The 16,305-nt window shown below is 69.9% G+C and carries 18 protein-coding genes and 1 pseudogene; 12 read left to right on the forward strand and 7 right to left on the reverse strand.

Annotation, left to right across the window (positions count from 1 at the left end; all coding sequences use genetic code 11):
* Nucleotides 1–14 precede the first annotated feature (14 nt).
* The 9 genes from BM013_RS17605 (at nucleotide 15) to BM013_RS17645 (ending at nucleotide 8,720) form a co-directional block, all read left to right on the forward strand.
* Complete coding sequence (locus BM013_RS17605; RefSeq protein WP_093128925.1) at nucleotides 15–1,322, forward strand: type II toxin-antitoxin system HipA family toxin; 1,308 nt, start codon at nucleotides 15–17, stop codon at nucleotides 1,320–1,322.
* A 122-nt stretch (nucleotides 1,323–1,444) separates the two neighbouring features.
* Nucleotides 1,445–2,179: a glycine zipper 2TM domain-containing protein gene (locus BM013_RS17610; protein ID WP_093128926.1), complete on the forward strand. Its 735-nt coding sequence runs from the start codon at nucleotides 1,445–1,447 to the stop codon at nucleotides 2,177–2,179.
* Nucleotides 2,180–2,323: 144 nt separating this feature from the next.
* Nucleotides 2,324–3,238: a dihydrodipicolinate synthase family protein gene (locus BM013_RS17615; protein WP_093128927.1), complete on the forward strand. Its 915-nt coding sequence runs from the start codon at nucleotides 2,324–2,326 to the stop codon at nucleotides 3,236–3,238.
* Between the two features lie 51 nt (nucleotides 3,239–3,289).
* Nucleotides 3,290–4,441, forward strand: coding sequence for a branched-chain amino acid ABC transporter substrate-binding protein (locus tag BM013_RS17620; protein WP_093128928.1), 1,152 nt, complete (start codon nucleotides 3,290–3,292; stop codon nucleotides 4,439–4,441).
* A gap of 13 nt (nucleotides 4,442–4,454) precedes the next feature.
* Nucleotides 4,455–5,390 carry a 4-hydroxyproline epimerase gene (locus BM013_RS17625; RefSeq protein WP_093128929.1) on the forward strand — a complete coding sequence of 312 codons (936 nt, stop codon included), beginning with the start codon at nucleotides 4,455–4,457 and terminating at the stop codon, nucleotides 5,388–5,390.
* 11 nt (nucleotides 5,391–5,401) lie between these two features.
* The gene (locus BM013_RS17630) at nucleotides 5,402–6,505 is read left to right on the forward strand and encodes an NAD(P)/FAD-dependent oxidoreductase (RefSeq protein WP_093128930.1); all 1,104 of its coding nucleotides are present in this window, start codon (nucleotides 5,402–5,404) and stop codon (nucleotides 6,503–6,505) included.
* Nucleotides 6,502–6,750 (forward strand): (2Fe-2S)-binding protein, encoded by a 249-nt coding sequence (locus BM013_RS17635; protein WP_093128931.1) that lies wholly within the window; start codon nucleotides 6,502–6,504, stop codon nucleotides 6,748–6,750. Before BM013_RS17630 ends, BM013_RS17635 begins: the two co-directional genes overlap by 4 nt.
* Nucleotides 6,747–8,021 (forward strand): NAD(P)/FAD-dependent oxidoreductase, encoded by a 1,275-nt coding sequence (locus BM013_RS17640; protein WP_093128932.1) that lies wholly within the window; start codon nucleotides 6,747–6,749, stop codon nucleotides 8,019–8,021. The genes BM013_RS17635 and BM013_RS17640 overlap by 4 nt, the downstream gene beginning before the upstream one ends.
* Nucleotides 8,022–8,105: 84 nt before the next feature.
* Nucleotides 8,106–8,720 (forward strand): GntR family transcriptional regulator, encoded by a 615-nt coding sequence (locus BM013_RS17645; RefSeq protein ID WP_256221543.1) that lies wholly within the window; start codon nucleotides 8,106–8,108, stop codon nucleotides 8,718–8,720.
* A gap of 9 nt (nucleotides 8,721–8,729) precedes the next feature.
* Here BM013_RS17645 and BM013_RS17650 read toward each other — a convergent pair whose 3' ends face one another.
* On the reverse strand, nucleotides 8,730–8,987 hold the full coding sequence (locus tag BM013_RS17650; RefSeq protein WP_093128934.1) for a tautomerase family protein: 258 nt from the start codon (nucleotides 8,985–8,987) through the stop codon (nucleotides 8,730–8,732).
* Nucleotides 8,988–9,095: 108 nt separating this feature from the next.
* Between BM013_RS17650 and BM013_RS17655 the strand changes: the two genes are divergently transcribed.
* Complete coding sequence (locus BM013_RS17655; RefSeq protein WP_093128935.1) at nucleotides 9,096–10,034, forward strand: fatty acid desaturase family protein; 939 nt, start codon at nucleotides 9,096–9,098, stop codon at nucleotides 10,032–10,034.
* Here the strand turns inward: BM013_RS17655 and BM013_RS17660 are convergent.
* Nucleotides 10,022–10,990, reverse strand: coding sequence for a DMT family transporter (locus tag BM013_RS17660; RefSeq protein WP_256221544.1), 969 nt, complete (start codon nucleotides 10,988–10,990; stop codon nucleotides 10,022–10,024). The genes BM013_RS17655 and BM013_RS17660 overlap by 13 nt on opposite strands.
* An 81-nt stretch (nucleotides 10,991–11,071) precedes the next feature.
* Between BM013_RS17660 and BM013_RS17665 the strand changes: the two genes are divergently transcribed.
* Nucleotides 11,072–11,959, forward strand: a complete 888-nt coding sequence (locus BM013_RS17665; protein ID WP_093128936.1) for a LysR family transcriptional regulator — start codon at nucleotides 11,072–11,074, stop codon at nucleotides 11,957–11,959.
* 272 nt (nucleotides 11,960–12,231) lie between these two features.
* On the opposite strand, the pseudogene BM013_RS40530 reads toward BM013_RS17665, so the two are convergent.
* From BM013_RS40530 to BM013_RS41250, 3 genes and pseudogenes are all read right to left on the reverse strand, one after another.
* A pseudogene (locus BM013_RS40530) lies at nucleotides 12,232–12,330 on the reverse strand (MerR family DNA-binding transcriptional regulator); the annotation flags it as partial.
* A 19-nt stretch (nucleotides 12,331–12,349) separates the two neighbouring features.
* On the reverse strand, nucleotides 12,350–12,682 hold the full coding sequence (locus tag BM013_RS17675; protein ID WP_093128938.1) for a hypothetical protein: 333 nt from the start codon (nucleotides 12,680–12,682) through the stop codon (nucleotides 12,350–12,352).
* Between the two features lie 92 nt (nucleotides 12,683–12,774).
* Nucleotides 12,775–12,945, reverse strand: coding sequence for a hypothetical protein (locus BM013_RS41250; protein ID WP_177206526.1), 171 nt, complete (start codon nucleotides 12,943–12,945; stop codon nucleotides 12,775–12,777).
* Nucleotides 12,946–13,007: 62 nt separating this feature from the next.
* Here BM013_RS41250 and BM013_RS17680 point away from each other — a divergent pair, with 62 nt between their 5' ends.
* A complete protein-coding gene (locus BM013_RS17680) occupies nucleotides 13,008–14,495 on the forward strand; it encodes an MATE family efflux transporter (RefSeq protein WP_093128939.1) in 1,488 nt (495 codons plus the stop codon).
* Here the strand turns inward: BM013_RS17680 and dbpA are convergent.
* Both dbpA and infA read right to left on the reverse strand, forming a co-directional pair.
* A complete protein-coding gene (dbpA, locus tag BM013_RS17685) occupies nucleotides 14,461–15,900 on the reverse strand; it encodes an ATP-dependent RNA helicase DbpA (RefSeq protein WP_093128940.1) in 1,440 nt (479 codons plus the stop codon). The genes BM013_RS17680 and dbpA overlap by 35 nt on opposite strands.
* A gap of 85 nt (nucleotides 15,901–15,985) precedes the next feature.
* On the reverse strand, nucleotides 15,986–16,252 hold the full coding sequence (infA, locus tag BM013_RS17690; protein ID WP_093128941.1) for a translation initiation factor IF-1: 267 nt from the start codon (nucleotides 16,250–16,252) through the stop codon (nucleotides 15,986–15,988).
* Nucleotides 16,253–16,305 lie beyond the last annotated feature (53 nt).

Genomic DNA, 16,305 nt, shown 5'->3' on the forward strand with positions numbered 1-16,305 from the left:
CACTGAATGCATGGATGAACGGCGAGTTCGTCGGCACCTGGTCGGTCGACCGCGATGCTCATTCGTTCCGGTACGACCCGCAATGGCTGGCGTTGCCGCGGCACCGCTCGCTGTCGTTGTCGATCCCGATCAATGCCGCGCGCGAGGTGCGGGGCGACGTGGTCAGGAACTACTTCGACAACCTGCTGCCCGACAACGACAGGATTCGCGCCCGGCTGGGCCGCCGCTTCAACGTCAAGGGCACCAAGGCGTTCGACCTGCTCGAGGCCATCGGTCGCGACTGCGTCGGCGCCGTGCAATTGCTGCCGCAGGGGATGGCCCCGCAGGGCTGGGACCGCGTGGACTGCGAGGCGCTGGACGAAGCGCAGATTGCCGAACTGCTGCGCGCCGTGCCCTCCGATGCACACACGCGCAGCATGCGCGGCGAGGACTTGTTTCGCATCTCCATCGCCGGCGCCCAGGAGAAGACGGCGCTGACCCAGTGGCAAGGCCGGTGGTGCCGCCCGCAAGGCGCGACGCCCACCACGCACATCTTCAAGCTTCCGCTGGGCCTGATCGGCGGGTCGAGGCGCGTGGACGCCTCGGACTCCGTGCAGAACGAGTGGCTTTGCGCGCAGATCGTCGAAGCGCTCGGATTGCCCGTTGCGAGAACGACGACGGAGACCTTCGGCGACCAGCGGGTGTTGGTGGTCGAGCGGTTCGACCGGATGCGGATGGCCGGCGGCGAATGGATTGCACGCTTGCCGCAGGAAGATTTTTGCCAGGCGATGGGTTTGCCCGCAGACAGGAAGTACGAGCAGGACGGCGGCCCCGGCATGCTCAGGTGCCTGCAACTGCTGCAGGGCAGCCGGGAACGCAGCGACGGCACAACGTTTCTGCGCGCGCAACTCGCCTTCTTTCTGCTCGCGGCAACGGACGGTCACGCCAAGAATTTCTCGATCCGCCTGCAACCGGGCGACGCCTACGAGATGACGCCGCTCTACGACATCCTTTCGATGTGGCCCTATTTCGGCAACGGCGCCCAGCAGTTGCACAAGCGCGAGGCAAGACTGGCCATGGCGGTTCGCTCGAAAAATGCGCACTACGTGCTGCACACCATCCAGGCCCGTCATTGGCACCAGCTTGCGATCAAGAACGGCGGCATCGCCGCGTGGGACGCGATGCTGGAGATGGCGGAATCGGTGGACGAAGCGTTGGGCGAAGTCGAGGCGCTGCTGCCCGCGGATTTTCCGCCGCGAACCTGGGAGGCCGTCTCGCAGGGCATGCGAAGCGAGACGAAGCGATTTCTCTCGGGCGTCGCGGCGATCGGCAGGGCACCCTAGCGCCCGGCGGCCCATGCCCGGCGACCCATGTAGGACGCCGGTCAATTGACAACGCGCCGGCCGCGCTCATGCTTCCTGCTGGATTCCGGGGCATTCCGTCCCGGACAGCAAAGAGGTTTCCCATGGATCCGACGCCGCCGTTCAACCAACCCGCGGGCTCGCCCGTGAGCAAGTCGCCGAAGGCGCTGTGGGCCGCGATCGGCGTGCTCGCCGTGGCCGTGGTGGCGCTGGGTGGCGTGCTGCTGCACCGGCAGGGGCCGGACACCGCCGCCAGCGCGCCGGCGCCGGTCGTTGCCGCCGCGTCACCCATGGCGCCGGACGATTTCAAGCCTGAAGCGATGCCGGCGGCACCGGCCGTGCCGCCGACGGCCGCGGGCCCGGCGCCGCAAGCGATGGCGGCGGCACCCATGCCTGCACCTGCGCCCGTGCCGATGCAGGCCCAGGGCGCTCAACCCGCACCTTTGCCCGCACCTTCGCCCGCCCCGATGGCCGCCGCGCCACCCGCGCCGCCGCCCTGCGCGGTCTGCGGCCACGTCGAATCGGTTCGCCCTGTGCAGAAGCGCCTTCAGAGCACCTCGGGCGTGGGCGCCGTGGCCGGTGGGGTGGTGGGCGGCCTGGTCGGCAACCAGTTCGGCCATGGCAACGGCCGTGCCGCGACCACGGTGCTGGGCGCGGTCGGCGGCGGTTTCGCGGGCAACGAGATCGAAAAGCACGTGCGCACCGTCACGGTCTACGAGGTCGCGGTGCGCATGGACAACGGCGCGCTGCGCACGGTCGAGACCAAGTCCGCGCCGCCGGTCGGCAAGCCGGTCACCCTCAAGCGCGGCGTGCTGCGCCCGGCCGACGGCCGCAAGTAGCGGCCTTCTTCCGCTCCCGTATCCCGCGTATCACACAAGGCCCGAGCGCGGAAGCGCGCTTGCACTACGAATATCTTGACGATATATCCTTAATATATTTAAAGTGCGACGCTTCCACACCGCACATCCACAAGGAGCGATCAAGTGAGCAATCCCCGCTGGCAAGGCATCTTCCCCGCCGTCACCACCAAGTTCCACGCCGACGAAAGCATCGATGCCGAGGGCACGGCGCGCCACATCGACTTCCAGATCCGCAACGGCATCCACGGCCTCGTCACCTGCGGCTCGCTCGGCGAAGCCAGCACGCTGTCGCTGGAAGAAAAGCTGCAGGTCGCGAAGATCGCGCTGGACGCCGCCGACGGCCGCATCCCGGTGCTGGCCAACGTGTCGGAAACCAGCACGCGAGAGGCGCTGCGCTACGTGGACGGCGCCAACAAGCTCGGCGTGGCCGGCTTCATGGTCATGCCCTCGGTGATCTACGTGGCCGACGCGCGCGAGGCCATGCTCAACGTGCGCACCATCGCCAACGCGGCGCAGAAACCCATCATGGTCTACAACAACCCGGTGGCCTACCGCGTCGACCTGAAGCCGCAGCACATGGTCGAGCTGGCCGACTGCGAATGGATCGCGGCTATCAAGGAAAGCACCGACGACATCCGCCGCATCACCGACCTGCGCAACACGGTGGGCGACCGCTACCAGCTGTTCCTGGGCGTGGACGACCTGGCCTACGAAGGCCTGGCGCTGGGCTGCGACGGGCTGCTGGCGGGCGTGGGCTGCGCGTTCCCGCGCGAAACGGTGGCGCTGTACGACCTGATGAAGGCCGGCCAGTTCGCCGAGGCGCTCAAGCTCTACCAGTGGATGACGCCGATGCTGCACCTGGACGTATCGACCAAGCTGGTGCAGAACCTCAAGCTGATCGACGTGCTGGTGGGCGTGGGCAGCGAGCACATGCGCCGTCCGCGCCTGCCGCTCGTCGGCGAGGAGCGCGCGTTCATCGAGGGCGTCGTGAAGAAGGCGCTGGCCACGCGGCCCGCGAAGTACCAGTCGGTCATGTAGTCGCAGCGCGCGCATTCGCCGCTTTTCATCGTCCCCAACCTAGGAAGAAGCATGAAGACAAGAGCAAGCATGGTTTCGGTTTCCAGCCTCGCCGGCATCGCTGGCCTCGTGGCCCTGGCCGTCGGTGGCCAGGCGTACGCGCAGGAGCAGGTGGTCAAGATCGGTCACAGCGGTCCGCTGTCGGGCCCCAATGCCTTCGCGGGCAAGGACAATGAAAACGGCGTGCGCCTGGCCGTGGAAGAACTCAACGCGAAGAAGCTCAGCGTGGGCGGCAAGACGCTCAAGTTCGAGCTGGTCTCCGAAGACGACCAGTGCGACGCCAAGACCGGCGTGAGCGTGGCGCAGAAGTTCGTGGACGACGGCGTCAAGTTCGTCATGGGCCCGTACTGCTCGGGCGTGGCCATTCCGGCTTCGCGCATCTACAGCGACGGCGGCACCATGGTCTCCACCGTGGGCACCAACCCGAAGGTGACGCAGGGCGGCTACAAGAACCTGTACCGCATCATCGCCAGCGACAACCAGATCGGCTCCAGCATGGCGGTGTACGCGGCCAAGGTGCTGAAGGTGAAGAAGGTCGGCGTCATCGACGACCGCACCGCCTTCGGCCAGGGGCTCGCCGAGGAGTTCACCAAGGAAGCCAAGAAGCAGGGCCTCACCGTGGTCGGCCAGGAGTTCACCACCGACAAGGCCGTGGACTTCACCGCCATCCTGACCAACATGAAGTCCAAGGCGCCCGAGGCCATCTTCTTCGGCGGCTACGCGCCGCAGGCCGCGCCCATGGCGCGCCAGATGAAGCAGCTGGCCGTGCCCGGCAAGCTGCTGGGCGGCGACACCGTGTGCAGCCCGGCCACCGGCAAGCTCGGCGGCGACGCGGTCAACGACCTGGTGTTCTGCGCGCAGGGCGGCTCCATGCTCGAGAAGGCGCAGACCGGCCCGGCTTTCAAGGAGAAGTTCAAGAAGCGCTTCAACGCCGACCCCGATGCGTACGCCGCCTCGTACTACGACCAGGTGCTGTTCATCGGCGAGTCGATGAAGAAGGCCAACTCCATCGATCCCGACAAGGTGGGCGCGGAGCTCTACAAGACCACCTACAAGGGCGTGGCCGCCACCTACGCGTACGACGACAAGGGCAACATGAAGCAGGCGCCCATCACCGTCTTCACGTTCAAGAACGAGGCCCCCGTGCCCATCGCCAGCTACTGACCGGACCCCGCCCATGCAACGCATCCAGGTCATCGACTCGCACACCGGCGGCGAACCCACGCGCCTCGTGATTGGCGGCTTCCCCGACCTGGGGAAGGGTTCCATGGCCGAGCGCCGCGCGCTGCTGGCCGAGCGGCACGACAAGTGGCGCGCGGCCGCCGTGCTGGAGCCGCGCGGCAGCGACGTGGTGGTGGGCGCGCTGCTGTGCGAGCCGGTCTCGCCCGATGCCGCGGCGGGCGTCGTCTTCTTCAACAACGCCGGCTACCTCGGCATGTGCGGGCACGGCACCATCGGGCTGGTCGCGAGCCTGGCGCACATGGGGCGCATCGGCGTGGGCGAGCACAAGATCGAGACGCCCGTGGGCACCGTGACGACCACGCTGCACGCAGACGGCTCGGTGAGCGTGCGCAACGTGCCCGCGTACCGGCATCTGCACCAGGTGGCGGTCGACCTGCCCGGCCATGGTGTGGTGCGCGGCGACGTCGCCTGGGGCGGCAACTGGTTCTTCCTGGTGAGCGAGCATGGGCAGCGCGTGGCCAGCGACAACCTCGCGGCGCTGACCGGCTACACCGCCGCATTGCGCAAGGCGCTGGCGGCGCAGGGCATCACGGGCGCGGACGGCGCGGAGATCGACCACATCGAGCTCTTCGCCGACGACAGCGAGGGCGCGGACAGCCGCAACTTCGTGCTGTGCCCCGGCAACGCCTACGACCGCTCGCCCTGCGGCACCGGCACCAGCGCCAAGATCGCCTGCCTGGCGGCCGACGGCAAGCTCGCGCCCGGCGCCGTGTGGACGCAGGCCAGCGTGATCGGCAGCCGCTTCGAGGCCAGCTACGCGATGGACGGCGACCAGGTCATTCCCACGTTGCGCGGCCGCGCGCACATCAGCGCCGAGGCCACGCTGCTGATCGAAGAAGACGACCCCTTCGGCTGGGGCATCCGGCTCTGACGCCGCGCGGCATGGACGCGGATGTGATCGTCATCGGCGCCGGCATCGTCGGCGCGGCCTGCGCGCAGGCGCTCGCGCAAGCGGGTGCCCGCGTGCGGGTGCTGGACGCGCGCATCGGCGGCGCCACTGGCGCGGGCATGGGCCACCTCGTGGTGATGGACGACAACCCGGCCGAGCTCGAACTGAGCCGCCGTTCGGTCGCGCAATGGCGCGCGCTGGCGCCGCGCATGAGCGCCGACTGCGCGTACAGCGCGTGCGGCACGCTGTGGATCGCGGCCAACGACGAAGAAATGGCCGAGGCCGAGCGCAAGCAGCAGCGGCTGCGCGCGCATGGCATCGACAGCCGCCTGCTGAACGCCGGCGAACTCGCCGGCGCCGAGCCCGCGCTGCGCAAGGGCCTCGCGGGTGCGCTCGAAGTGCCGGGCGACGGCATCCTCTACGCACCGAACGCGGCGCGCTGGTTGCTCGCGCAGAACGGCGAATCGATCCGCGTCGAGCAGGCGATGGTCGAGGCCATCGAAGACGACGGCACGCTGCGCCTGGCCGACGGCAGCCGCCGCAGCGCGCCGCAGGTGGTGCTGGCCAACGGCATCCAGGCGACCGCGCTGTGCCCCGAACTTCCGATCCGTCCGAAGAAGGGCCACCTGCTCATCACCGACCGCTACCCGGGCACGGTGCATCACCAGCTCGTCGAGCTCGGCTACGTGACCAGCGCGCACCACAGCGACGGCGACTCGGTCGCCTTCAACGTGCAGCCGCGCCCCACCGGGCAGCTGTTGGTGGGCTCGTCGCGCCAGTTCGACACGACCGACCCCGCGGTCGAGGCGCCGATGCTGGCGCGCATGCTCCAGCGCACGCTCGACTACCTGCCGGGGCTCGCGAACCTCAACGCGGTGCGTTCGTGGACCGGCCTGCGCGCCGCATCGCCCGACGGACTGCCGCTGCTGGGCAAGCACCCGTGGCGCGAGAAGCTGTGGCTGGCCGTCGGGCACGAAGGCCTGGGCGTGACCACCGCGCCGGGCAGCGCGCATCTGCTGGCGGCGCTGATGACCGGCGCGACACCCGATTTCGACGCGGCGCCCTATGCGCCGCGCAGCCTGAAAGAAATGGCATGAGCGCCCACACCCTGCTGCACATCGACGGCCACCTGGTGCGCGTGAAAGCGGGCAGCTCGGTCGCCGCAGCGCTGCGCATGGCCGGCGGCATGGGTGTGGCGCGCACCTCGGTCACGGGCCAGCCGCGCGCGCCGTTCTGCGGCATGGGCGTGTGCCAGGAATGCCGCGTGCTGGTCGACGGCCGGCGCCGGCTCGCCTGCCAGACGGTATGCGCCGAAGGCATGCGCGTGGAGACGACGGAATGAACGGCATGGCGATGAACCATTGCGACATATTGATCGTGGGCGCGGGCCCGGCCGGCATGGCCGCCGCGGTGGCGGCTGCGGCGAGTGGCGCATCGGTCGTCGTCATCGACGACAACCCCGCGCCCGGCGGTCAGATCTGGCGCGACGGCCCCGGCGCGGCGCTGCCAGCGGCGGCGCGCCAGTGGCGGGAGGCGCTCGAATGCCACGCCAACATCCGCGTGCGCAACGGCACGCGCACCGTGGCCGCGCCCTTCGCGAACGAACTGCTGCTCGAAGACGCCGAGGGCGCCACGCGCATGCGGTGGAACAAGCTCATCCTCTGTACCGGCGCGCGCGAGCTGCTGCTGCCCTTTCCCGGCTGGACGCTGCCCGGCGTGACGGGCGCGGGCGGGCTGCAGGCGCTCGTCAAGGCCGGCTTGCCGGTGGAGGGCGAGCGCATCGTCGTCGCGGGCAGCGGGCCTTTGCTGCTGGCCGCCGCGGCCACGGCGCGCGCCGCGGGCGCGAAGGTGCTGCGCGTCGCCGAGCAGGCCTCTTTCGCCGCGGTGGCGCGCTTCGGCGCCAGCCTTGTGCGCTGGCCCGGCAAGGCAGCGCAGGCGGTCACGCTGGCCGACGCGCAGTACCGCACCTCGGCGCGCATCGTTGCCGCGCAGGGCACCACGCAGGTCGAGTCGGTGCGGCTGCTGCAAGGCGGCCGCGAGGTCGAGATCGCATGCGAGCGCATCGCCTGCGGCTTCGGCCTCACGCCCAACACGCAGCTTGGCCAGTTGCTCGGCTGCGCGCTCACGGCGCAAGCGCTGTCGGTCGATGCCCTGCAAGCCACCAGCGTCGCGGGCGTCTATGCGGCCGGCGAGTGCACGGGCTTCGGCGGCAGCGAACGCGCGCTGGCGCAGGGGACCATCGCGGGCCATGCGGCCGCCGGCAATGCGCGCGAGGCCAAGGCGCACGAAGGCGAGCGCGCCCGCTGGGACGCCTTCGCCGCGCAGCTGCACCGCAGCTTCGCGCTGGCGCCGGACATCAAGTCGATGCCGCAGCCCGACACGCTCGTGTGCCGCTGCGAAGACGTACCCCTGTCCGCGCTCGCGGCATGCACGGGCTGGACCGACGCCAAGCTGCACCGCCGCTGCGGCATGGGCGCCTGCCAGGGCCGCGTGTGCGGTGACGCGGCGCAGTTTCTCTTCGGCTGGGCGCCGCCCGTGCCGCGCCCGCCGCTGTCGCCGGTCCGCATCGGGACACTGGCGGCGCTCGCGGCCCGGGACGACGCCCGACAATGACGCCGCATCCGCAGAAGAACACCATGGCCGCCCCGACCCCCGACCCCCGACCCCCGACCCCTGCCCAAGCGCCGTGCCGCCGACGTGGCCTACGACGCCATCGAGGCGCTGCTGTCCACCCTGCAGATCCTGCCCGGCAGCCAGATCGTCGAGGCCGAACTGGCCGAGCGCACGGGCCTGGGCCGCACGCCGGTGCGCGAGGCGCTGATGCGCATGGTGTCCATCGGCCTCATCGTGCAGCAGCCGCGCCGCGGGCTGCTGGTGTCGGCCATCGACCTGGCGGACCATCTCGACGTGATCCAGACCCGGCGCGTGCTCGAGCGGCTGATTGCCGCCTGCTCGGCGCGCCGCGCCACCGCGCTGCAGCGCACCGGCATCGTCCGCTGCGCCGAATTGATGGTCGAGGCCGCGGGCCGCGGCGACCTCACCGACTACATGCGCGCCGACCATGCGCTCGACCTCGTCAACCACCAGGCGAGCCACAACGACTCGGCGGTGAAGGCCGTGATTCCGCCGATCGTGCAGTGCCGGCGCTTCTGGTACGCCTACCAGCACGAAGGCGAGATCGTCGAGGGGGCGAACGCGCACCTCGAGCTGGCGCAGGGCATCGCCACCGGCGACGAGGCCGCCGCCATCGCGGGCGCCGAGCGGCTGATGGACTACCTCGAAGTCTTCGCGCGCAAGATCATCGACAAGTAAGCGGGGGCGTTAGCCGGGCGGTTCACCGCCCGCCCGGGCGCCTCCGTCGACGCTTTCCTCGCGCCGGCGCTGCCGCAGCACCGTCGCACTTTCCCCACCCTGGCCCCAGTTGTCGGGGTCGATCTCGTCGATCAACACGGTCACGTCTTCCGGTCGCTTGCCCAGGACGTCTTGCATGAGCTTCGTGGCGCCGGCGATGAGCGCGGCTTTCTGTTCCTTCGAAGCGGGGGGCTCGCGGCGCGCGAGGCGGATGGTCACGAGGGGCATGGCGGGCGTCCTTCTCGGAGCGATCGGCCGAGGCTGCGCGATTCTGCCAAGCCCGTACCCGGGGAATTCCGCGTGTCCTGCGCGGCATGCCGGCGCATACTGAAACGCATGGCCGTCGCCCCCCGCGCCCAACCCGAAGACTTCTTCAGCACCGAAGAGTGGCGCTCGCTCACCACGCGTTCGTCGTGGAGGGGGCTGTGGCTGGTGCTGCATTGCTGGGGCACGATCGGCGCGGCGATGCTCGTGGGCATCGTGTGGCCGTGGACCGTGCCGCTCATGGTGCCGATCGTCGGCACGCGGCAGCTGGGCCTGTTCATCCTCATGCACGACGCGGCGCATGCCGGGCTGCACCGCAACCGCAAGGTGAACGACTGGGTCGGCTACTGGCTGTGCTCGTCGACGCTGCGCGACTACCGGCCGTACCACCTGCAGCACCACCGCTTCGTGCAGCAGGCCGAAGACCCCGACCTGGTGCTGTCGGCGCCCTTTCCCATCACGCGCGCGTCGATGTGGCGCAAGGTCGTGCGCGACCTGAGCGGGCAGACCTTCTACAAGCAGCGCTTCGGCCACATCGCCGAGGGCATGCGCAACCGTGCGCCGGGCGAGTCGGCGCTGAAAGTGTTCGGCCGCGAGCTGGCGAAGGACAAGCGCTTCCTGGTCGCCAACGGCCTCGGCTTCCTGGCTTTCGCCGTCGCGGGCCATGGGTGGGCCTGGCTCCTGATGTGGCTGCTGCCCATGGCCACTTGGCTGCCGCTGGTGAGCCGCGTGCGCAACATTGCCGAGCATGCGCTGGTCGCGCAGAACGAGGTCGACCCGATGCGCCAGGCGCGCACCACGCACGCCGGCTGGCTCGAACGCCTGCTGGTGGCGCCCTACTGGGTCAACTACCACTGCGAGCACCACATGTTCACCAACCTGCCCTGCTGGGCCCTGCCGAAGGCGCACCGCCTGCTGCGGCGCCAGGGCGCAACGGCGCGCATGGAAGTGCAGCCCGGCTACCTGAGCCTGCTCAGGCAAGCCACCTCACCCTCGGCTCAGCCGGCCTGACGCGCCGCCGGCACGGCGCGCACCACCGGCTGCGCCCCGCGCTGCGCGCGCTGGCTGAGCCAGATGCTCGCAATGACGATGCCGATCCCCGCCACCTGCCACGCCGACAGCGCCTGCCCCAGCAGCGCCCAGCCCAGGATCACCGCCGTCACCGGGCTCAGGAAGGCCAGCGGCGCGATCGCCGAGGGCTCCAGCCGCGCCACGCCGCGGAACCACACGATGTAGGTCAGCGCAGCGCCCACGAGGCCGAGCCAGCCGAAGCCGATCCAGTTGTGCAGCGTGAGCGCGGGCAGCGGCGGCTCCAGCAGCAGCGCGAACGGCAACAGCAGCAGGCCGCCCGCGGTGAGTTGCCAGGCGGTGAAGGCCAGTGCCGACACCGGCGGCTGCCAGCGGCGGCTCAACACGGTGCCGAAGGCCATCGATACGGCGGCGGCCACGGCCGCGGCGATGCCGATGGCGTCGAGCGCCGCGTTCGGCGTGAGCACCAGAAGCGCCACCCCGCCGATGCCGACCACCGCCGCCACCACCGACAGCGCGCGCACCGGCGCGCCCAGGAAGGCGCTGGCCAGGAACACCACCATCAGCGGCTGCACCGAGGTGATGGTGGCCGCCACGCCGCCCGGCAGGCGGTAGGCCGCGAGGAACAGCATGGCCCACAGCACCGAGAAGTTCAGCGCGCCCAGCACGAAGATGCGGCCCCACCACGCGCGCTCGGGCAGCTTGCGCACGATCAGCAGCAACAGCAGGCCGGCAGGCAATGCGCGCAGCAGCGCGACCGTCAGCGGGTAGTTGGCCGGCAGCAACTCGGTGGTGACGATGTAGGTGCTGCCCCAGATGGCGGGTGCGGTCGCGGTGAGGAGGACGTCGGTGGTGCGGCTCGTGCGGCTGGCGGAGTTGGCGGAGTTGGCGGGGTTGGCGGGGCTGGCGGGGCTGGCAGGGCTTGTGCGGCGTGTCATGGGTCGAATCTAAGTAGTTGACCCATGGTTGTGAATGCTCGAATAATGAATTGATTCTTTACCGACAGTCGTCAATCGCGCATGGACCATCTCACGGCCCTCAAGGTCTTCCGCACCACCGCAGCCGCGGGCAGCTTCGCCGGCGCCGCGCGGCAGATGGGGCTATCAGCGGCGGCCGTCAGCAAGAACATCGCCGAGCTGGAGGCGCACCTGAAGGTGCGGCTCATCAACCGCACCACGCGCCAGATGAGCCTCACGGAGGCGGGCGCGGCCTATGTCGAGCGGCTGTCGCGCATCCTCGACGACCTGAGCGAGGCCGACGCCGCGCTCGCGCCCATGGGCAGCAGCCCCGGCGGCGTGCTGCGCGTGAGCGCGCCGATGACCTTCACGCTCACCGCGCTGTCGCCCGCCATCGCCGAGTTCATGCGCCGCTACCCGAACCTGCGGCTCGAGCTGAACCTGCAGGACAGCCGCAGCGACCTCATCGGCGAGGGCTACGACCTGGTCATCCGCGGCAGCGACCGGCTGGAAGATTCCAGCCTGGTCGCGCGCCGGCTCACGACCATGGCGCACGTGCTGTGCGGCGCGCCCGGCTACTTCGCCGACCGTGGCCGGCCCGCGCAGCCCGAAGACCTGAAGGCGCACGAGTGCGTGCAGTTCACGCTGTCGGACCACGCGAACAAGTGGACCTTCACGCGCGCCGGCCGCAGCGTGGCCGTGCCGATCGACGGGCGCTACAAGGTCAGCTCGAGCATCGCCGTGCGCGACGCGGTGCTCGCGGGTTTCGGGCTGAGCCTGATCCCGCGCATCTATGTCGAGGGCGAGCTGGCGTCCGGCCGGCTGCAGGCGGTGCTGGAAGATTGGGAGGCCGACAGGACGCCGGTGTACGCGGTCTATCCGTCGCGTCACCTGGCGGCGAAGACGCGGGTCTTCGTCGACTTCCTGGTGGAACGGCTGTCGGCGCGCTGACCGTTCAGCAGCGTGCCGATGCGCGTGCGGCGCACCCGCAACTGGTAGCTGGCGAGCGCCACGAACGCGGCGTTCTGGCGCGGCAGGTAGCGCAAGAAACCGCCGATCAGCGCGAAGCTCCACAGCCGCGCGGCCGCGTTGCAGGCGAAGGCGATCCAGAACGCGGCGTGGGGAAGGTGATGCGGCGCCGAGCCATTGGCGCCACGCGATGCGCGCAGCAGCACGAGGGCTGCGGCGAAGCACACCGGGCCGGCCGCCGCATTACGCTTGCAGCGCGCCGAGGGCGCGAGCAGGCCGATGGCGTCGCAGTGGTGCAGCGTGCGCACCGTGAGGCCGGTGTGCCTGGCGAGTTCTCCGACCTTGAGCAGCACGGATCGCCGCTGCGGGCGGTCAGTCGGCTTCGGGCGCCGGGGCCGGCGTGGGCTCCGGGCTGTCCCAGCCCAGCAGCTCGGCCAGCCGCTGCACGATCCACGTGGCCTCGGCGTTCGATACGCCCGACTCTGGCGTGTCCAGCCCGGCGTGGATGCGCCGCAGGATCTCGCTTTCGACCGGCACCTCGGTGTGGTGCTGGATCTGCGCGTGGCCCACGAGGTGGTTGGCGAGGTCTTCGCAGATCTCGTAGCGCGCGCGCACCACGGCGATGGGCTCGCTCAGGCGCTGGCGCGCGTCGCTGTACACCGCGAAGAACGAGGGGGGAATAAAGATCTGGTTGTCGTCGGACATCGCTTGCTTATAGCTGCATGAACTGCCGCCCCAACGACAAAACGCGCCCGTGGGCGCGTTCGTCGTGGCTGCGGGGAGCCAGCGGGGCTGGATCAGCCGCCCTTCGTGGGGCGCTTGCCAGGGTTCTTCTTGCTGCGCGTTGCGGTGCCGCGTTCGAGGCTGACCTTCTGGCCGCCACCGGAGCGAGGCGCGGTGTAGCCGGGCATCGGCGTCGGCTTGGGGGTGGCAACGCGTTCGGCTTCGGTACGGAATGTCTTGGGCATGAAAAGCTCGGGTAAAAGTGATGAATGTTCGACCCGCAATTAGGCCACACCATGGATTTCACATGCCGGTAACGGAAGCAACCGGCAGTGTCGCGCGTGCACGCTTCGTTTCGGGGTCGCTGCTGCGCCATGTCTGCGTGATGGCGGGCACCGGCGCCATCGGCCTGATCGCGGTGTTCGCGGTCGATCTGATCAACCTGTTCTACATCTCGCTGCTCGGCGAAAAGGAGACGGCCGCGGCGGTCGGCTTCGCGGGCGTGGTGGGGTTCTTCCACGCGTCGCTGTGCATCGGGCTGACCATCGGCATCGCGGCGGTGGTGTCGCGCACGGTGGGCGCCGGGCGCACCGAAGACGCGCGCCGCATCGGCACCTCCAGCCTGGTGCTGATGGCGGCGCTCTCGGTGGTCGTGGGCACGGGCACGGCCTTCTTCCTGCACCCGGCGCTGCACGCGCTCGGCGCGCAGGGCGAGACGGCGCGGCTCGCGCAGCGCTACCTGTCGGTGACGGTGCACACGCTGCCGCTGCTGGGCGTCGGCATGGCGACCTCGGCGCTGCTGCGTTCGGTGGGCGACGCGCGCCGCTCGATGACGGTGACGCTCGCGGCGGCCTTCGTGACGGCGGTGCTCGACCCGATATTGATCTTCGGCTTCGGGCTGGGGCTCGACGGCGCGGCCATCAGCGCGGTGGTCTCGCGCACGGTGCTGGCGGCCATCGGGCTGCACGGCGTGATGGTGAAGCACCGCATGCTCGGGCGCTTCGATGCATCGCGCCTGGCCGGAGACGCACGCGCGCTCGGCACGGTGGCCGGGCCGGCGGTGCTGACCAACCTGGCCACGCCGGTGGGCGCGGCCTTCGTCACGCATGCGGTGGCGCAGTTCGGCCCGTCGGCGGTGGCGGGCGCGGCCACCATCGACCGGCTCACGCCGGTGGCCTTCGGGCTGGTCTACGCGCTCAGCGGCGCGGTCGGGCCGATCCTGGCGCAGAACCTGGGCGCGGGGCAATACAAGCGCGTGCAGGAGGGGCTGCGCGACAGCCTGCTGTTCATGGTGGCGTCGGTCGCGGTGGCGTGGCTGGTGCTGGCGCTGGGCCAGGGCGTGCTGATCCGCGCGTTCTCGGCCGACGGGCTGGCGGCCGAGCTGATCTCGCTGTTCTGCAGCTGGCTGGCCGCGAGCTTCTTCTTCGCGGGCGGGCTGTTCGTGGCGAACGCGTCGTTCAACAACCTCGGGCATCCGCTGCTGTCGACCGGGTTCAACTGGGGGCGCGCCACGCTGGGCACGATCCCGTTCGCGTGGTGGGGCTCGCACTACGGCGCGGCCGGCGTGCTGATCGGCCAGGCCGTGGGCTCGTCGATCTTCGGCTTGCTGGCGGTGGTGGTGGCCTTCAGGCTGGCCGCAAAGCTGGCGCGGCAGCAGGCGCCCGATGCGGCACCGGCCCCGGTGCTCGATGCACCCGTGGCGCCAACCTCGGCGCATGCCGAAGCCGCGGCGCTTGCCACGCCGCAGCCTGCAGCGGCAGTTACTCGGACTGCAGCGTCAGCATCCGCACCCTGACCGACTTGCCCTTCACGCGGCCGCTGGAGAGCTTGCGCGCCGCTTCCTCGGCAATGGCGCGGTCCACCGCCACGTAGGTCGAGAACTCGTTGACGTTGATCTTGCCGACCTGGTCCTTGGCATAGCCGCAGTCGCCGGTCAGCGCGCCCAGCACGTCGCCGGCGCGGATCTTTTCCTTGCGCCCGCCCACGATCTGCAGCGTGGCCATCGGCGGCTGCAGCGGTGCGCCCTTGCCCGGCGTGAGCTCGGCCAGGTCGTGCCATTCCGACTCGCGGCCCTGCAGCTGCTCGATCTTCCCGACGAAGCCCATCTCGTTCATGCTGGCCAGGTTCAGCGCCAGCCCTTCCGAGCCGCCCTGCTGGCCCACGCGGCCGGTGCGGCCCACGCGGTGGATGTGGATCTCGGAGTCGGGCGTCACGTCGACGTTGATCACGGCTTCGAGGTGCGAGATGTCGAGGCCGCGCGCCGCCACGTCGGTGGCCACCAGCACCGAACAGCTGCGGTTGGCGAACTGCACCAGCACCTGGTCGCGCTCGCGCTGCTCCAGCTCGCCGAACAGCGCCAGCGCGCTGAAGCCCTGCGCCTGCAGCACCTCGACGAGGTCGCGGCACTGCTGCTTGGTGTTGCAGAAGGCCAGCGTGCTGACGGGGCGGAAATGGTCGAGCAGCAGGCTCACGGTGTGCAGCCGGTCGCTGTCCTTCACCTGGTACCAGCGCTGGCGGATCTTGCTGCCTTCATGCTGCGCCTGCACCGTGATCTGCTCGGGGTTCTTCATGAACTGCTGCGCGAGCTTGGCGATGCCTTCGGGGTAGGTGGCCGAGAACAGCAGCGTCTGGCGTTCCTTGGGGCACTGGCGCGCCACCTTCACGATGTCTTCGAAGAAACCCATGTCGAGCATGCGGTCGGCCTCGTCGAGCACCAGCGTGTTGAGCGCTCCGAGGTCGAGGTTCTCGCGCTCGAGGTGGTCCATGATGCGCCCCGGCGTGCCCACGACGATGTGCGCGCCGTGCTCCAGGCTGGCGATCTGCCCGCGCAGTGCAACGCCGCCGCACAGCGTGACGACCTTGATGTTTTCTTCCGCGCGCGCCAGGCGGCGGATTTCGGTCGTGACCTGGTCGGCCAGTTCGCGCGTGGGGCACAGCACCATCGCCTGGATGGCGAAGCGGCGCGGGTTCAGGTTGGACAGCAGCGCCAGCGCGAAGGCGGCGGTCTTGCCGCTGCCGGTCTTGGCCTGGGCGATCAGGTCCTTGCCGAGCAGCGCCGGCGGCAGCGCGGCGGCCTGGATGGCCGTCATCTGCGTGTAGCCGAGCTGGGTGAGGTTGGCCAGCATCTGGGGCGAAAGCGCCAGCGTGGCGAAGCCGTTGTCGGCTGGGGTGCCGCCGGCTGTGGGAGTGGGTGTGGTCATTCGTTCAGCAGCCGTGGCCCACGAAAAACAAAAAGCCTTGCCAGCGCCCTTCGCGGGGCGCCGCAAGGCCTTCGTCAATCGCGGATCAGCGGCGGGGAGAGTTGTTGCCGCCGGTCGGCGGCGGGCCGCGACGTTCCAGGTGACGGAAGGTGATACGGCCCTTGGTCAGGTCGTAGGGCGAGAGTTCGAGCGACACCTTGTCACCCGCCAGGATGCGGATGTGGTGCTTGCGCATCTTGCCGCCGCTGTAGGCGATCAGCTGATGGCCGTTGTCGAGCGTGACGCGGTAGCGCGAGTCGGGCAGGACTTCGGTCACTGCGCCGTTCATTTCGATCAGTTCTTCCTTGGGCATGTGTGGTTACCTCTGAATCGTTCGATGTGTGTTGGAGATGGATTTGGGCGTGA

The sequence above is a fragment of the Variovorax sp. OK605 genome (genome assembly GCF_900115445.1).
Classification (GTDB): domain Bacteria; phylum Pseudomonadota; class Gammaproteobacteria; order Burkholderiales; family Burkholderiaceae_C; genus Variovorax.

What these genes read in the sequence shown, in the direction of transcription:
- BM013_RS17605 (WP_093128925.1), top strand. Translation starts at nt 15, where the DNA reads ATGAACGGCGAGTTCGTCGGCACCTGGTCGGTCGACCGCGATGCTCAT.
- BM013_RS17610 (WP_093128926.1), top strand. Translation starts at nt 1,445, where the DNA reads ATGGATCCGACGCCGCCGTTCAACCAACCCGCGGGCTCGCCCGTGAGC.
- BM013_RS17620 (WP_093128928.1), top strand. Translation starts at nt 3,290, where the DNA reads ATGAAGACAAGAGCAAGCATGGTTTCGGTTTCCAGCCTCGCCGGCATC.
- BM013_RS17625 (WP_093128929.1), top strand. Translation starts at nt 4,455, where the DNA reads ATGCAACGCATCCAGGTCATCGACTCGCACACCGGCGGCGAACCCACG.
- BM013_RS17630 (WP_093128930.1), top strand. Translation starts at nt 5,402, where the DNA reads ATGGACGCGGATGTGATCGTCATCGGCGCCGGCATCGTCGGCGCGGCC.
- BM013_RS17635 (WP_093128931.1), top strand. Translation starts at nt 6,502, where the DNA reads ATGAGCGCCCACACCCTGCTGCACATCGACGGCCACCTGGTGCGCGTG.
- BM013_RS17640 (WP_093128932.1), top strand. Translation starts at nt 6,747, where the DNA reads ATGAACGGCATGGCGATGAACCATTGCGACATATTGATCGTGGGCGCG.
- BM013_RS17650 (WP_093128934.1), bottom strand. Translation starts at nt 8,987, where the DNA reads ATGCCCCTCGTGACCATCCGCCTCGCGCGCCGCGAGCCCCCCGCTTCG.
- BM013_RS17655 (WP_093128935.1), top strand. Translation starts at nt 9,096, where the DNA reads ATGGCCGTCGCCCCCCGCGCCCAACCCGAAGACTTCTTCAGCACCGAA.
- BM013_RS17660 (WP_256221544.1), bottom strand. Translation starts at nt 10,990, where the DNA reads ATGACACGCCGCACAAGCCCTGCCAGCCCCGCCAGCCCCGCCAACCCC.
- BM013_RS17665 (WP_093128936.1), top strand. Translation starts at nt 11,072, where the DNA reads ATGGACCATCTCACGGCCCTCAAGGTCTTCCGCACCACCGCAGCCGCG.
- BM013_RS17675 (WP_093128938.1), bottom strand. Translation starts at nt 12,682, where the DNA reads ATGTCCGACGACAACCAGATCTTTATTCCCCCCTCGTTCTTCGCGGTG.
- BM013_RS41250 (WP_177206526.1), bottom strand. Translation starts at nt 12,945, where the DNA reads ATGCCCAAGACATTCCGTACCGAAGCCGAACGCGTTGCCACCCCCAAG.
- BM013_RS17680 (WP_093128939.1), top strand. Translation starts at nt 13,008, where the DNA reads ATGCCGGTAACGGAAGCAACCGGCAGTGTCGCGCGTGCACGCTTCGTT.
- dbpA (WP_093128940.1), bottom strand. Translation starts at nt 15,900, where the DNA reads ATGACCACACCCACTCCCACAGCCGGCGGCACCCCAGCCGACAACGGC.
- infA (WP_093128941.1), bottom strand. Translation starts at nt 16,252, where the DNA reads ATGCCCAAGGAAGAACTGATCGAAATGAACGGCGCAGTGACCGAAGTC.